General features: G+C 40.8%; 16 protein-coding genes and 1 pseudogene. 6 read left to right on the top strand and 11 right to left on the bottom strand.

The genetic code is table 11. The features are described 5' to 3' along the window. Positions 1-8: 8 nt before the first annotated feature. The 10 genes from rimM to ispH form a co-directional block, all read right to left on the bottom strand. Entirely contained in the window at positions 9-557 is a 549-nt protein-coding gene (rimM, locus tag CDG62_RS04330) for a ribosome maturation factor RimM (protein ID WP_087527319.1), read from the bottom strand. 28 nt (positions 558-585) lie between these two features. Next, positions 586-843 (bottom strand): 30S ribosomal protein S16, encoded by a 258-nt coding sequence (rpsP, locus tag CDG62_RS04325; RefSeq protein ID WP_004718284.1) that lies wholly within the window; start codon positions 841-843, stop codon positions 586-588. A 145-nt stretch (positions 844-988) separates the two neighbouring features. Next, positions 989-1,447, bottom strand: a complete 459-nt coding sequence (locus CDG62_RS04320; protein ID WP_087527318.1) for a type IV pilin protein — start codon at positions 1,445-1,447, stop codon at positions 989-991. Further along, positions 1,448-1,921, bottom strand: a complete 474-nt coding sequence (locus CDG62_RS04315; RefSeq protein WP_087527317.1) for a type IV pilin protein — start codon at positions 1,919-1,921, stop codon at positions 1,448-1,450. It abuts the gene before it with no gap. A 13-nt stretch (positions 1,922-1,934) separates the two neighbouring features. Continuing rightward, positions 1,935-5,849: a hypothetical protein gene (locus tag CDG62_RS04310; RefSeq protein ID WP_087527316.1), complete on the bottom strand. Its 3,915-nt coding sequence runs from the start codon at positions 5,847-5,849 to the stop codon at positions 1,935-1,937. A gap of 11 nt (positions 5,850-5,860) precedes the next feature. Next, positions 5,861-6,583, bottom strand: coding sequence for a pilus assembly protein PilX (locus CDG62_RS04305; protein WP_171405702.1), 723 nt, complete (start codon positions 6,581-6,583; stop codon positions 5,861-5,863). Beyond that, positions 6,583-7,488, bottom strand: coding sequence for a prepilin-type N-terminal cleavage/methylation domain-containing protein (locus CDG62_RS04300; protein WP_087527315.1), 906 nt, complete (start codon positions 7,486-7,488; stop codon positions 6,583-6,585). Before CDG62_RS04300 ends, CDG62_RS04305 begins: the two co-directional genes overlap by 1 nt. After that, positions 7,488-7,988 (bottom strand): type IV pilus modification protein PilV, encoded by a 501-nt coding sequence (gene pilV, locus CDG62_RS04295; RefSeq protein WP_087527314.1) that lies wholly within the window; start codon positions 7,986-7,988, stop codon positions 7,488-7,490. Before pilV ends, CDG62_RS04300 begins: the two co-directional genes overlap by 1 nt. Then, positions 7,985-8,446: a GspH/FimT family pseudopilin gene (locus CDG62_RS04290; protein ID WP_087527313.1), complete on the bottom strand. Its 462-nt coding sequence runs from the start codon at positions 8,444-8,446 to the stop codon at positions 7,985-7,987. Before CDG62_RS04290 ends, pilV begins: the two co-directional genes overlap by 4 nt. Before the next feature lie 165 nt (positions 8,447-8,611). Beyond that, complete coding sequence (gene ispH / locus CDG62_RS04285; protein ID WP_004978047.1) at positions 8,612-9,562, bottom strand: 4-hydroxy-3-methylbut-2-enyl diphosphate reductase; 951 nt, start codon at positions 9,560-9,562, stop codon at positions 8,612-8,614. A gap of 134 nt (positions 9,563-9,696) precedes the next feature. Here ispH and gmk point away from each other — a divergent pair, with 134 nt between their 5' ends. The 6 genes from gmk (at position 9,697) to bfr (ending at position 14,522) form a co-directional block, all read left to right on the top strand. After that, a complete protein-coding gene (gmk, locus tag CDG62_RS04280; protein ID WP_087527312.1) occupies positions 9,697-10,320 on the top strand; it encodes a guanylate kinase in 624 nt (207 codons plus the stop codon). Positions 10,321-10,397: 77 nt separating this feature from the next. Then, the gene (gene rpoZ, locus CDG62_RS04275; RefSeq protein ID WP_086209029.1) at positions 10,398-10,679 is read left to right on the top strand and encodes a DNA-directed RNA polymerase subunit omega; all 282 of its coding nucleotides are present in this window, start codon (positions 10,398-10,400) and stop codon (positions 10,677-10,679) included. Between the two features lie 223 nt (positions 10,680-10,902). Beyond that, the gene (locus CDG62_RS04270) at positions 10,903-13,002 is read left to right on the top strand and encodes a RelA/SpoT family protein (protein ID WP_087527311.1); all 2,100 of its coding nucleotides are present in this window, start codon (positions 10,903-10,905) and stop codon (positions 13,000-13,002) included. Positions 13,003-13,071: 69 nt separating this feature from the next. Next, positions 13,072-13,455, top strand: a complete 384-nt coding sequence (locus CDG62_RS04265; protein ID WP_004691470.1) for a RidA family protein — start codon at positions 13,072-13,074, stop codon at positions 13,453-13,455. Between the two features lie 154 nt (positions 13,456-13,609). Further along, entirely contained in the window at positions 13,610-13,804 is a 195-nt protein-coding gene (locus tag CDG62_RS04260) for a bacterioferritin-associated ferredoxin (protein ID WP_087527310.1), read from the top strand. Positions 13,805-14,057: 253 nt separating this feature from the next. Then, positions 14,058-14,522: a heteropolymeric bacterioferritin subunit Bfr gene (gene bfr / locus CDG62_RS04255; protein ID WP_087527309.1), complete on the top strand. Its 465-nt coding sequence runs from the start codon at positions 14,058-14,060 to the stop codon at positions 14,520-14,522. A gap of 191 nt (positions 14,523-14,713) precedes the next feature. Here the strand turns inward: bfr and CDG62_RS04250 are convergent. Beyond that, positions 14,714-15,642 (bottom strand): annotated as a pseudogene (locus tag CDG62_RS04250) (IS5 family transposase). Positions 15,643-15,648: the final 6 nt, after the last annotated feature.

Raw genomic sequence — 15,648 nt, 5'->3', positions numbered from 1 at the left:
AAAAATAATTAGTAATCTACGCCCCAATTCACGTAGATACGACCAGCTTCGAGATCAACACGTTGCACCACATCTTTATGCCATGGAATCATACGCTCTTCAGTATCAACGCTGTCTGGTGTTGCGTGAACCACCATCACATCATTGGCACCTGTCTCAAACATTTCATGGATTTTTCCGAGATTTACTTCTTGTTCTTCATCATCCAAACCTAACACAGTTAAGCCTTTCAAATCCGACCAGTAAAACTCATCCATTCCTGCTTTAGGAAGTTGCGCTTTTGAAATCCAGACATTTGCGCCAACTAAGCTATCTGCTGCAGTGCGATCAACGACGCCTTTGAGCGAAACAACTAAGCCTTTGCCATGCGGTTTCCAACGTTTTACATCTATGGTTTGCCAACCTGCTTTGGTTTCAATGTACCAAGGCAGATAGTCAAAGATGTTGCTCATTGGTTCTGTATTGGAATAGATCCAGAGCCACCCATTTAATCCATATGCTGAACGTAACTGTCCAATCTGAATACGATCTTCGGGAACATTCTGTGTTGGTGTCATGGGCTACCTACTACTTAATTAGCAAAAATTATGCAGTAGCTGCAGCTTTCTTAGCTTGAGCAGCTAAAGAAGCAACACGTTCAGATGGTTGAGCACCTTGAGCAACCCAGTGTGCAAAACGGTCAGCATCTAAACGAAGTTTTTCTGCTTTACCTTGAGCTGTTGGGTTGAAGAAACCAATACGTTCGATGAAACGACCGTCACGTGCATTACGGCTATCAGTTACAATTACTTGATAGAACGGACGTTTTTTAGCACCACCGCGTGCAAGACGAATAACTACCATGATACAACCTTATAGTTTTTACGGATTATCCCTGCTCCGACCACCGGAACATTTCAAACCCCTTTCATAGAGGGCAGTATTTTACGTTATCTTTACTACGAAAGGAAGATTAAAATTTGTTTATCCACAGTTTTGAATTTGGATTTTATTTGCCGTCCCAGTTGGATGTGCCACTTAGGGCACAAGTCGATGCACCTTTGGTCCAGCATTTTTCCCCGCGGTGATTTAAAATACTAACCCCATCATTTTCCTGAATGCTTCCATTAATAGGAGTCGCTGTTAATGTCCATGTATTTGCCGCAACATTTGTTAAAGATACTTCATACAATGGATCACTACCTTGAGGAATTTCAAGATTATCGTTTGCATTGAGTGTATAACCTAATGTTCCCAATGTGATCGGGTTACCATTCGCCAATAAAAACCTAAAGTTGGATACTTTATAACGCTGAATTTGGTTAGCTAGGGCAACCAGTTCAGCCTGAGCTTCTACACGCTTTGTTTTTCGTACATGCTCTTGATAAGATGGATATGCGATAGCAGCCAAGATACCAATAATTGCAACCACAATCATGAGTTCAATAAGCGTAAATCCTTTATTCATTTACCACTCCTCACTACCATTTGCAGTACTGCCACAGCTCTCAAAGTCAACATTTGCTGTAGTTTTATTCTTACAACGCATCCCTGTACTCGTAAGTAGCATCGTATAATTCTTATCGTCCGAACTCACAGCTTGAATGGCCCAATTCCGACCTGCCGCTTCATCATCTGTTAAATCTAAATCTGGATCATTTCCATCTCTGATCGTCAATGTATATTTAATCGCAGAGCCAGTTGCGCCTACGGGTAATACTGCACTTGTCGTCGTAAATCCTCGATAACTAAAATTACGCGCTTTATGTCGGTCTAATAAAGTCGCTAATCGCTGCACCTCTTGTTGTGCCTGGCTAGCGACCGCGCGGCGCACATACTCTTGGTATGACGGTATAGCAATTGCTGCGAAAATCGCAACAATTACTACAACAACCATTAACTCAATCAATGTAAACCCAGAGGAGTTTATTGTTTGTTTCATAGCTCCTCCTTAATTAACGTCGATCGTACCAACGCTGAGGAATCAGTTTATTCCCAGTATTGTAACGTTTATCTAAAATAGCATTGCCCGTGATCCCTGATGTATCTACGTTTGCAACAATAAGTCGCTGCATCCCACTACCATCACCTGCACCAACAGCACCACCGACAATCCCTGCCCCCATACTTAACCTATAAGAAGTAGATGTCCCGCCATTACATTGACCATATGGCATACAGAATAAAGTCATGAAGCTTTCACCCTTTACCCCTGCTCCACAATCTCCAGACATTCCATTTCGGCTTCCATCAAAAGTGGTTACAAACATGTCATTATTGATAACCAATGGTGTCGACATCACCTTTTCACTCTGTACGAAAGAGGACTTAAATAAGTAGTACCAACCCTGAGTTAAGGCATATGGCGCTCGATACGAGGTAATAGCAAATCTATTCGTATTATCAAGAGCAACAAGTTGATTAATAGAAGTGGTTCCAACACTACTTCCCTCCGCCAATAAGTTCACACCTTTGGTATGTAAATCATTTGACGTAACACTATAGGCATTTGCACTCGTTAAGTTAAATAAATCACTTCTCGCTACGTCTTTATCATATAAGTTAAAAACACCATCGTGTTTATAACTAGTGCCTGTACTATATTCTGCGAGAGGTTGACTTCGGTTTCCACTTCCAATCGATACAACACCAAAAATTGTTCCACCTTCTGAATATGTCGAGAAACCAGGCATTTCGTAGAAACGTGGGCTGTATGCACCATTATTTAAATTAAGAACTTTTGTAGGCTGTTTAGCAAATAATGCTGTATTTGTACCAGCTTTATTATTTAAATCGATACGCCAAACCTGACCACCTAAATCACCAAAGTATAAATGATCACTTAATCCATCAGAGTCTCGATCTACAGCTTTAATCTGACCCACCACACTATATTTCATGTCTACATCGTAAGAGCTAGCTGTACCATTTGTTGGGGCATAAGTCGGGCCAGGGTTTGCTGTTGTTGGTGATGTATGCACTGTTGCATTCGCACTTGCCCACCACAACAAACTACCATTGAGTGCATCAAACATATATACACCAGAACCAATTTTATTGGTTTGAACATAGTCATTGTATTCATAACCACGGTAATATTTGATTTTTGCTTGTTTTGCTGCGCGTTCTGCTGCTGTAGTCTCCGGCATATTACTAATAGAGGTTGGTAACCCTTCAGCATCATAACCACCACCTACTAGCATGACGAGTTTTTTCGTTCCTTTCCAATTGATCCAAGTCAATGTAGGCTTAGACCAACTTTGCCCCATACACGCAAGTGGATTCGCACTCGAACACTGACTTAATGCAGGCGGGGTTATAGTAAACTTAAGTGTTGGATTATTGATATCAGCTAAGTCCAGCGCATAATAATTACGCCCACCCATACGTAAACCGCCATAAACAATCTGTTTACCTGATCGACTATTTAAACCAGCCCCAACAGTTAACATATCATCTGCCGCATTCACATATTCAGTATAAGAAGTCCAAGGACCATCAATGCCATAATACAACTTATCCATACCACCAATCGTGGTATCAAAGTTTAACAATGCATCCTTTTGGTTTTCCACCATACTATTCGGTAAAAATGCGAATTTTTCTTCTCCAGTATCTGCGTCAACTATATGCAAAACACCTTGTGTGGTTCCAAATAAAATATAGTCATCCCGCTCTTCAGAACCCAGAACACCATTTTCATATGTCACTTTCCCTTGATTGGTCAGAAGTAATGGCGACGAATGCATGACAGCACCTACCTGACGCAATTCTTCCGCTTGAGCAATCGACGTATTTGTAATAGTTTGAGGTTGTTTGGCATTTACACGATAACCAAGTAATGAGAGTAAATACCCTCTAGCTGGATCCGTACTGTTGACCAAACTTAAATCCAACGCTCTTAAAGTAGTTGCGTCCAAATATTCATTATTTGTTGCTGTTGCAGGCCTGTCTGTTAATATTTTTCGCTGTATTGCACCATTCGTACTTGAACGTAGTTTTAACCGTGATTTGACACCACCAACCAATCTATTTTTATTGCTACCAAGAATAGATTCATCATCCTGATTTACACCCGTAACCGCATCGGCAGACCATAAATCGTAGTTATCACCAATTTTACCTTGGCTATTGACAAAAATATCATCGTTTTTATCGACCAACGTACCTGTACTCGTCACTTTATACTTTTTCAGGTTACCTGCCCATAATTGATAGCTCTTATCAGGCGTTGGTTGGAACTGTGGATAATACGCATAATTTTGCAATGCAGTAGGATTTAATTGATCATTTGGGATCGTTGATGTTCCTGTTGTTACAGCTGGAATTTCTGTTGACAAGTTATTAATAAAATCGTTTACGCTATCAATAACGTCTTGAGAACTGGTACCCGCATACCAACCACCTTGACCACGAATACCCCAACGTGCTGCACGTTTTTCGTCATTATCATCATTCACCGTGCCTAGTAATGCGATATTTTCTTCTTCAGATAAGTTTTTATTATACGAAGGGATTGAGTTATAAGCTGAACCGAATCCAACAACAGCTGTTTTGAGTTTTAAATCACGTGGACTAGCATTGGTTGTTTGATTCAAGATACGTGTATTAAATTTTTCTACACAATCCCATCCACCACTTGAACCAGAACAGGTAAAAGCACTACTGCCAGCTAACGCAGTTTGCATTAAACTTTGTGCCGAATTATTCCCATTTGGCACACCATCGGTTAGAACATAAATACCCTGACCACTACACTGCTTGGTATCCGCATTTGGCTCTAACTGTGCAGATAAAGAGGTTGGCATTTGATATTTTGAGCGATCTGTTACTAACACTCCGCTACCTGCCGCATATTGACCAGATGCTGAATTATTAGCAGCGTAGTAACATGTAGCACTATAATTATTATTACCAGACCGATATGTACAACTATGCGCACCAAAATATCCACCTGGAGTATTATAATAGTAGCCATCACTTTGGCAGTTGTTTGTTGTACTAGAAGTGGTACATCCATACCAAGTTCGATCATAATATGCGTATTTATACACTCCTCCTGAAGTAGAGGTTCCTAACATATAAGCAGCCGCTTCTGCATAGGCATTTGCTGTTGGTGTTCCCCCACTAGCTTCCAAGTTAGCTACTTCAGTCATTAAATTTTTACGATGTGTTTCAGAAGCTAATGTCGCTTCCGTATCCAAACCCAACCGCTGAACAGGAATTCGGACTTGCCCCCGAGTACCATCACCATTAATAGAATAGGTTGTCAGTCCAAAAAATTTATCTTTACCAATGGCATTTGCACCATATAAAAGCTGGTACATTGCATCTTTAACTAAAGTGATACGATCATAATAAGTAGAGGCTGCTCCATTTCTATAATAGTATTGCGGGTTGCCACCACCATCATCATCAAGTCCAGAAAGACTTGGTTCACTAGTTAGCGCATAAGTACAATCCGTTTTATTTACTGAGGTACTCCCAGTCGCACTTCCTCCACAACGATACCATTTCCGGTTATTTCTCCCACCAGATCGCATGTAATAATATTCACGACTGCTAATTTCACAGTAACGTCGGGTATAAGAAATACCATTCGCGCTGTCTGAAAATGTTGTTGTACTTGCACCACCACTACAACTCGTCAACTCTTGATTATTTGCATCGAAATATCTCATACTTCCTGAAATATCCAACACAAACATCAAAGAGATATTTCCTGAGCGTGCTTGTTGATAAATCTCAATATCACTCGCATACGAAGCAGTTGCACTAAACACAAATCCTGTCATAAGCGCTGATAGGCTCACAGCCAATGCTTTCTTTAAAGGATGAGCTACAAGTTGTTCTTTCTTTTTAATTTTCATTTCATTCACCCTTAAAGAAATGCCTGACCTAACGTATATTCAGTGACATGTGTAGTAAAAGGTACATTTAAATCCGATAGACAATTTGCTACACCATTCGTCGAACTATTACTAATATGACTATCTAAACAGTCATCAATATCATCTGTATCTGCTGAAGTAAGTGTAGGCATCAGTGAAGTCGTGTTCACAATCACTCGATCTGTTTTTTGAATTTTAGACAGTTCTTCATCTGTGCCACGAACTGAGTCTTGGAATGGCGTAGATGATACCGAATTTGTAAAACTGACAGATACTTGAGTCATGACAGCTCTACGTTCGCTGGTAAAAAAGTTTGCATTATTCGCACCTGTTCGACAGAAGCCACTTACTCCTTGATCCGTATTCACGATATTGCCACTGTCATTCACATAGACCATGCTCGCTTGCGACAAAGTAAAGAATTGAGCTCGGCTGCCTCTATAACAAAACACTAACTCTTTACCTTTGTTTTCAGGACCTCTAATAAACCCAAACATGCCATCGGCTGCTAAACTGCGTAATAAATTATTTGTGTCTTCAACGTTAAACGTTGCAGCATCAGAGTTTTGAATCATGAGTTGTTGAGCTTGGCTATTGGTTGCAATATTTAATGACACCATACTTTGACGAATAGCCAATGTACCAATAATAGTGATCGCCAATAAAAGGATTAATACGACGATGAGTGTCGAGCCATGTTGTTGTCTAATCATCAGTCTCTCTCCCCTAACGCATTACGTATTGCAACCTCTTGAGTTACGACCTGACGAATAAAACCCTGTGGATTACCATTGGCTCCAATTGTTACATTTTGATCCAACACGACAAAAGCATTGTTTTGTGCTGTCGACACATCTTGGCCCGTAGACTGGCCTGAGCGTGCGAGCACGCCTAAACTCACTCCTAAAATACGCGGTTTAGTCCCTGTCAATGCCATATATTCGTGGATACCGATATACCGACGGTTACCAACAGCATTACTCACATTCAGCAATACACGAAAATGATCAACGCGTTTCATAATGATTTCACCAGCATCTCCATAGCGAGCAAGATTGGTGTCACTATAGTTACCAGCATCACATGCTAAAGCTAAAGGATTCGCTTCCCCAGCTCCCGCATTTGCATCTGCCCGCAAAAAATAACGCTGAATAATCATCCGATCTACTGTCGTGATTTCACGCCCTTCACAATCAAAACCACCTGTTTGTGCAGGCTTATACTGAATTACAAGTTGATCACTGTTTTGAGTTACATTCGATGCACCAGTCCATTCATCATCGCTACCCACTGCATCACCATTACTTCGGCTTAGTAAAGTAGCATTCACATTTGCTCGAATTCCTGTGGGTAGATTGGATTGACTCAAAACAACACCTCCATGAAGTAAGGCATCATTCATTGCAGCTTCAACAGTATCTAAATTGGCCAATCTAAGATCCTGAGTGATATAGTTAAGACCAAAATTTGCATTGTCTTGTAAGTCCGCCATTCCTTGTTGTACTTGACTACTTTTCACCCCTGTCAAAAACAACATTGCTGCTGCTGCAACTACAATAAGCCCAAGAGCTAGTGCAATCATGAGTTCAATCAGTGTAAAGCCTTTTTGTATTTTCATTAGTAGGCCTCCATGACAACGCAGGTTGATTCATCACGGTAAGCACCTGCTGTGGTACAGTTATTTAAACCATCCGCATTGGTTGCAGCTGTATCGCCCCATGCCACATAAATGCATCTTCGACCATTGCTCACTTCTGGGCAAGTAAACATATTGACTGTCATCCCTACCCGTTGAGCAGACAAATTTGTAAGTGCTGCATCAAAACGCGCCATTTGTGTTGGCGTACAAAATGCTGTGTAACAGTTCGGATTGGTGATATTGGTTGCATTTCCCGCAACAGCCGTAGCATACGCGCCCAACTGCTCACGATTAACACGAATTTTTTCAGCTAAATCTCTTGCCAAATTAATTGCTTGTACACGGTTAGCCCCCTCACTCGATGCCTCAATTGCTCGATATTGCAACGCTACAAAACCAAGCACCCCAACCGCAAGAATCAGCAAGGCAACCAATACTTCTATTAACCCAACACCGGCTTGCTTTTTTATAGTTATCATGAACAATCCCCTTCAACGATCTGCTGGATCGTCCCCATTTTAGATATCGTGACCACTCTGGAATATTTAGGATCAGAAGATGCATCACAAATTTCAAAACTCGTATCTGTAGCAATGATTTGATTTGCTGCTGGATCTCTCACTAGGCCTGTCGGCATAAAAACTATTTCTGTCGCACGACCACTTTTTAAACTCGACTTACCGACTGGCATCCAATTCAACGTATCGTCAGTATTTTCATCCGCAGACAATAATTCAACTGTAATTTCTCTGCGCTCTAAAGCAGCTTTTGCCCTTGCCTGATTTAAAGTAGCAACCAATTCTTTTGTACTTTTATTTAAATTTTGGCGCTGTAACATATCCCCAAAAGAAGGAGCAGCCATCATCGCGATAATTGCCATAATAGCAATCGTCACCATCAGCTCAATTAAGGTGAACCCTTTATGTTTATTTTGCATACTCCCTCCCCAAGGCAACAAAACTTTACCCTATTTAAAATCATATTCTAATTCTTTACACAATCAGCACAATACAGGATAAAAGGCATAAAAAAACAGATGATTGCCAATTTACAATCATCTGTCAATTTTTCAATAAAATTAGAATGTTAACCAATCCACCTTTTAGGCTTGAGTTACCGCAATACGTAACTCTTTTGGCAAACTAAAGGTAATATTTTCTTCCGTTCCAGCAAGCTCTTGCGGTGGTGTTGCCCCCCAATCTTGCAATCGTTGAATTACTTGTTTAATTAAAATTTCAGGCGCAGATGCACCCGCTGTAACGCCAACTTTGGCGATATTTTCAAACCATGCTTGTTGAAGCTCATCGGCATTATCGACCAAATAAGCGGCTTTACCCATTCGCTCAGCCAATTCTCGTAAACGGTTCGAATTCGATGAATTTGGTGAACCGACCACCAACACCACATCGCATTGGGTTGCTAAATCACGCACCGCATCTTGACGGTTCTGTGTCGCATAACAAATATCATCCTTACGTGGTCCTTGAATCTCAGGAAATTTCGCCCGTAAAGCATCAATCACTTTTGCAGTATCATCAATTGATAAAGTGGTTTGCGTAACAAAAGCCACACGCTCAGGATGATGCACCTGAAGCTCAGCGACATCTTGTTCATCTTCAACCAAATAAATCGCACCACCATTTTTCAGGTCATATTGCCCCATGGTACCTTCAACTTCAGGGTGGCCTTCATGACCAATTAAGATGGCCTCAACTCCTTCACGAGCATATTTAGTGACTTCAATATGCACCTTAGTCACCAATGGGCAGGTTGCATCAAAAACTTTTAAACCGCGACGTTCAGCTTCGATCTGTACCGCTTTAGAAACCCCATGCGCACTAAAAATCACAATATTGTCATCGGGCACTTCATCCAGTTCATCAACAAAAATTGCGCCACGTTGACGTAAATCGTCAACCACAAATTTATTGTGTACCACTTCATGCCGTACATAAATGGGTGGATTAAAGCACTCAAGCGCACGATTTACGATGGCAATCGCACGGTCAACACCTGCACAAAAACCACGTGGATTGGCCAATACAATTTCCATATGTTCCTCGATACCACCTTTCAATCAGCGGAAACTAATAAAATAAATGCAAACAAAGTGACGGCTTGCTATTTCGTTTAAACCTTGTCTGCTCTAAAATAGAGAAGATATTTTATCATATCAGGAAAAATATCATGTCGGGTCTCTTGTTTGTCGTTTCTGCAGCTTCAGGAACAGGCAAAACATCCCTCGTAAAAGCCCTCCTTGACCGTGTAACGAATCTTCACGTTTCTGTTTCTCATACTACACGTGGGCAACGTCCCGGCGAACTTGATGGTGTACATTACCACTTTACCGAAAAAGACTCATTTTTAGCCTTGGTTGAACAAGGCGGATTTATTGAATACGCTGAAGTCTTTGGCAATTACTATGGCACAGCACAAGCCACTGTGAAAGAACAACTGGCGAAAGGTCATGATGTTCTATTAGAAATTGACTGGCAAGGTGCACAGCAAGTTCGAAAGCTTTTTCCTGACTCTAAACAAATTTTCATCTTACCGCCAAGCCAGTTTGACTTACGTCAACGTCTGTCTAACCGTGGTACAGACTCGATTGAAGTGATTGAGCGCCGTTTAGGCTGTGCAGTTGAAGACATGCAACAATATGTTAACTTCGACTATGTCATTATTAATGACGACTTTAATAAAGCTTTGCATGATCTTGAGTCTGTGATTATTGCTAATCGTTTAGTCATTACACAGCAAGCGCGCCGTCATCAGAAAATGATTTCTGAACTGATCAGCCCTGTTGAAAAGTGATTAAAACTTGAGTCTACAGACAAAGCACCTTATACTGCACAGTCTGTTTAATTTTAGCCTTTGTAACGAGAATTCTTATGGCACGCGTAACCGTTGAAGATTGTTTAGACCATGTAGACAACCGCTTTGAGCTTGTACTAGTGGCAAGCAAACGCGCGCGTCAATTGGCACGTCAGGGTATTGAACCTACTGTTGAGTGGGACAATGACAAACCGACTGTTGTTGCATTACGTGAAATTGCAGTAGGTCATGTTTCTAAAGACATTTTGAAACAACGTGAGCAAGACTACCAAACTTCGAGTCTTGATCTTGCACTTTCTGCAAACAATTTGAATTTAGATGGTTTTTCTTTCCAATAAGAAAAATTTATCGCTTAAAAGCCTAGTTTTTAACTAGGCTTTTTTATTGGATAACTTTTATATTTGTGCAATACACGTTATAACTAGAAGATAAGCTTCATCGTGGTTTAGGTGTATCTTTTTTGCTTTTCTCTCAATGAATAAATTGACAACTCATGCAATATGTTTTTCATTAGAGGATCAGTAAAATTTTATTGTAATTGCTACGTCTTAAAGGTGTTTTATGCCAGGCCCAATGGTCAGCCAAGCTAAACAACAGCTCAAAACTATTATCGATGCTTACTTAACTGAAAGCGATGTCGAGCGTGTGCTTGCGGCCTGTGATTATGCGGATATTGCCCATGATGGTATTACACGCAAAAGTGGCGAACCGTATATTTTGCATCCGATTGCGGTCAGCTGTATTTTAGCGCATATGCGTCTAGATGCAGAGACACTCATGGCAGCCCTTTTACACGATGTCATTGAGGACACAGACTTTAGCAAAGAGGATATTGCAGAAAAATTTGGAAAAACCGTTGCAGAACTGGTTGATGGTGTCACTAAACTTAGCCAATCCAGTGATAAAGAATATAATAAAGCCGCTTCTTTCCGAAAAATTCTGCAAGCTACACTACAAGACCCACGTGTCATTATTATTAAACTGGCAGATCGCTATCACAACATGACTACCTTGGAAGCACTTCGGCCCGATAAGCGCGCACGCATTGCTCAAGAAACCTTTGATATTTTTGTCCCAATGGCACGTATCGTTGGCATGAATGAGATGGGCGATAACCTCGAACATCTGTGTTATCAAAACCTCGATCTCGACATGTATAACAATGTCCAAGAAGCGCTCCTGCAAACCAAACCCAAACGCTGCGAATACCAAAGTAAGTGGGAACATAATCTAACCGAATTACTGAAAACCCATCAAATTTCAGGTCGTATTAAAAAGAAAAATAACAATATCGAACTGCTTCGACACTTTGTCAAAAATGACATTGATCTACATGAACTCACGCATAGTCATGCCTTTGAAATTATTCTAAATAGCATTGCGGACTGTGACCGCTTAGCCGAAGTGTTACGCGAGAGTTTTAAAGTTTTACACTTTGCAGACCATATTCGTAAACCACTCCCAGGTGGCAACCAATCGTTACTACTGCGCTTAAAAGGTGAAAACACAACACTATCTGTCACTATTCAGACCGAACTGATGCGTAAAGCTGCGCGTTTTGGCGTGGTACTAGGCGACAGTGCACCACAAGCTTGCCGCTCTGCGATTCAAGCCTCGATGCAGAACTTAAATGTCTTGATCGATGGTGCTTGTGCCAAAACCACCTTTAGTGAACTACTCGATTATTTACACCAAGAGAAAATTTGGGTGTACACCCCACATGGTCATTTACACGAATTACCACAAGGGGCAACGGTGGTCGATTTTGCCTATTCGGCCAGCTTATTTTTAGGTAACCATGCGGTAGGTGCGAAAATCAATGGGGAAACCAAACCCCTTTCTACACCATTACACAGTGGTCAGGTGATTGAAATTATTACCGATGTGTTGGCCACCCCAAATCCAGATTGGCTCAGCTTCGTCAACACGCAGAAAGCCCGTCGCGCCTTGCAAAATATACTGCGTGAGCAAGATATCGAAGAACAACGCCTCGTTGGACAGCAAGCTTTAAATCGCGCTTTAAAACTATTCAATGTATCCATTAAAGACTTAACCGAATCAGACTGGTCAGAACTTTTACAATGGCGACATATCGAAAATAAAGACCAATTATTCGAGCAAATTGCTGTGGGCGATTTACTACCACAATTGGTTGCGAATCATTTATTTGCACATGACCAAAGTGCCCAGGAATCTGACCGACTCATTCAAGGTACTGAAGGTGTCGATGTCAAATACGCACATTGTTGTAACCCGGTGTTGGGTGACCCAATTCAAGGGCATTTATCCCGCCGTGGTCTTATTGTGCATCGTGCACGTTGTCATAATCTCTTGCATGAACAACATCTACACCCGGAAAACATCATGCCGTTGCAGTGGAGCAATGAGAACGAAGAAGAAATTAGTTTTACTGCATATTTATTGATTAACATGGCAATGGATGACGAACAAATTTCCGACCTGATTTACCAATGTCGTAAAGAAAAAATCGGGGTCGAAATGGTACGTAATCAAGACGACAAGACTTATGTCAATGTAGTGGTACACAACCGTAAGCAAATTGCAAAAATCATTCGCGATCTACGTATGCATTTTGGCTTCCCGCGTATCAGTCGATTGGCTCAACCAGTGAGCATTACAGAAACATCGATTGCGAGTTAATTGTTTAAATCCGCACCTTTTAATATCAATCTAGGCTATGATTGACGGTGAATATAATAGGAGAACACGATGTCCCGCCAAGTAATTCATACTGAAAATGCCCCTGCTGCGATCGGCACTTATTCGCAGGCAATCTTAGTCGGCAATACACTTTACCTTTCTGGTCAGATTGGTTTAGACCCATACAGTATGGAGTTGGTTGAAGGCATTGAAGCGCAAATTCGCCGCGTGTTTGATAACTTAAAAGCTGTCTGCGAAGCCGCTGGTGGAACACTGGCTGATATCGCGAAGTTGAATATTTTCTTAACCGATCTTTCAAACTTCCAGTTGGTCAACCAAATTATGGGTGAATATTTCGCACAACCTTACCCTGCACGCGCAGCGCTCGGTGTGGCCAGCCTACCTAAAAATGCATTGGTTGAGATGGATGGTATTGTGATTATTAATCAATAAGTTATATTTTTTAAAAAAAAGCCACCGATTGAGTGGCTTTTTTTTATCCAAAACTCCAATAAAGACAAATGAGATTTCAAATGATTTATATTGACAAACGATAACAATTATCAATAATATCACTTATCTTATTCCTTTTATGTGGCTTGCTGAAATGTACGTGTGCTTATGCCGTGGTATTACAGATCAAGATATTAAAGACGCTGTTGAAAATGGTGCGGCTAGTTATCGCGAAGTCCGTGAGATGCTCGACCTCGGCACATGCTGTGGTCGTTGTGCGCCTGAAGCGCGCTCAATCATCAGTGCAGAAGTATCTGCGATTGCCTCACGCTTAGCCATAGCTGCCTAGATATTTGATTCGCTTTTAGAATAACCATAATTATAAATTTACTCTTTATGAGTAACTCCTCCCCCGCTTATGACTCTAGGCGGGTTTTTCTTTTTTAAATTTCTAAAAGTATAATTTCCATCCCGCATGCTTTTGATTGCGATTTTCATTTGCTGTTCTATAAATTACTCGCCAAAAACCACTTTGTTGTTTAAGATATTTCTCATAAGTTATTGATATTATTTTTAAGCCGCAGTTTGAATGGAGTTTTCTCATGAAGGGCAATCGTGATGTAATTAATCAGTTAAATCAGGTGCTTTATCATCATTTAACTGCCATTAACCAAAATTTCCTGCACTCTCGTATGTTTAATGACTGGGGGATTGAGCAACTCGGTTCAGCTGAATATAAAGAGTCCATCCGTCAAATGAAGCATGCTGACAAAATCATTGAGCGCATTCTTTTTTTAGAAGGTCTACCAAACCTACAACACTTGGGTAAACTCTATATCGGTCAACATACCGTTGAAGTCTTGAATTGCGATGTCCGTAAAACCAAAGAGAACATTGAATCCATTCAAGCCGCTGTGAAGCTCGCTGAAGAGCAGCTCGACTATGTCACTCGTGATCTTGTGCAAGAAATCTTAGAAAAAGAAGAAGAATGGTTAGACTGGACGAATACGCAACTCGATTTAGTTGAAACCGTCGGTGTAGAGAATTATATTCAGAGCCACATCTAGAGGCTTATAAATACTAAATTTGTATTACAACACTATATTCGTGTGATCATATCTGAGTCAGACTTGCACATTCAGGTCTTTTTTGCGTAATTATTCAATCGCCGAATGATCAACAAAATAGAATTTTACTCATGCAGACCACTTTATTGCATAAAGACTTTGAAGGTAAAGTTTTCCTAAGTTGCTAAAATTTAGGTTACAACTTGGGTATGAGGTCTGCCTAATTCTGTAAATTTATTTAATACGCCTACACGTGCATAGATCTCATTCACTTGACTGTCGAAATTCCTTGAGCAGAGTTTGTCGCCTAACAATTTTATGCAATGCATCTTGGTTTCGACCAAACTTCGCCGATGATAACCAGACCATTTTTCCAAAGTGTTCTCCCTAGACGCTTAACTGTTTTCAATAATTCATTTCTCTCTAAAGGTCCCAATTTCTTATCTTCCCATGGTCTTGCATTTTTCCTCGGAGGAATTACGGCATGTGCTTGCCTATCTGCAATGATCTGTCGGCATTGTTTCGTGTCATATACTCCATCTGTATAGACAGAATCAATACGTTCATCAGATGGGATTTGATTCAGCAGAATATTCAGGACTTGGAATCACTGACATTATTTGTTGTGAGCTGTACTGCTCGTATTTGCAAAGTTTTAGCATCTATACCAATATGCAGTTTACGCCATTGCCGACGATATTCAGGCTGATGTTTCTTGCGTTTCCCACTCACCTTCGCCTAAAAACCTAAGGCCAGTTGAATCTATCAATAGATGTAATCCTTCATGACTTTTTTGATAGCTGGTCGCAATATCAATCTGCTTTTGTCATCGGCAAAGTGTGGAATAATCCGGTGCTATCCACCTTACACCGAGTTGAATTAGGCTTCGCACAAAACCTGTGACCATACGCAAAGAAACTCGATAGATAGATTTGATCATCAAACAGTACTGAATTGCTGTATCAGAATAGGCCTGATTTCTTCCATGTTTAGCTTGTGGCTGAGCATACCATTTAGTCTGAGGATCGAACCAAATTGAAATATTTCCTCGCTTGATTAGAGCTTGGTTATAAGAGGACCAATTCGTTGTACAATAGATTTTGAGTGTAGGCTTCTTCATCTGGAA

Origin of the sequence: Acinetobacter sp. WCHA55 (genome assembly GCF_002165305.2) — a bacterium.
Classification (GTDB): Bacteria; Pseudomonadota; Gammaproteobacteria; order Pseudomonadales; family Moraxellaceae; genus Acinetobacter.
The sequence above is the reverse complement of the archived record's forward strand: the minus strand, read 5'-3'. Positions and strand labels throughout refer to the sequence as shown.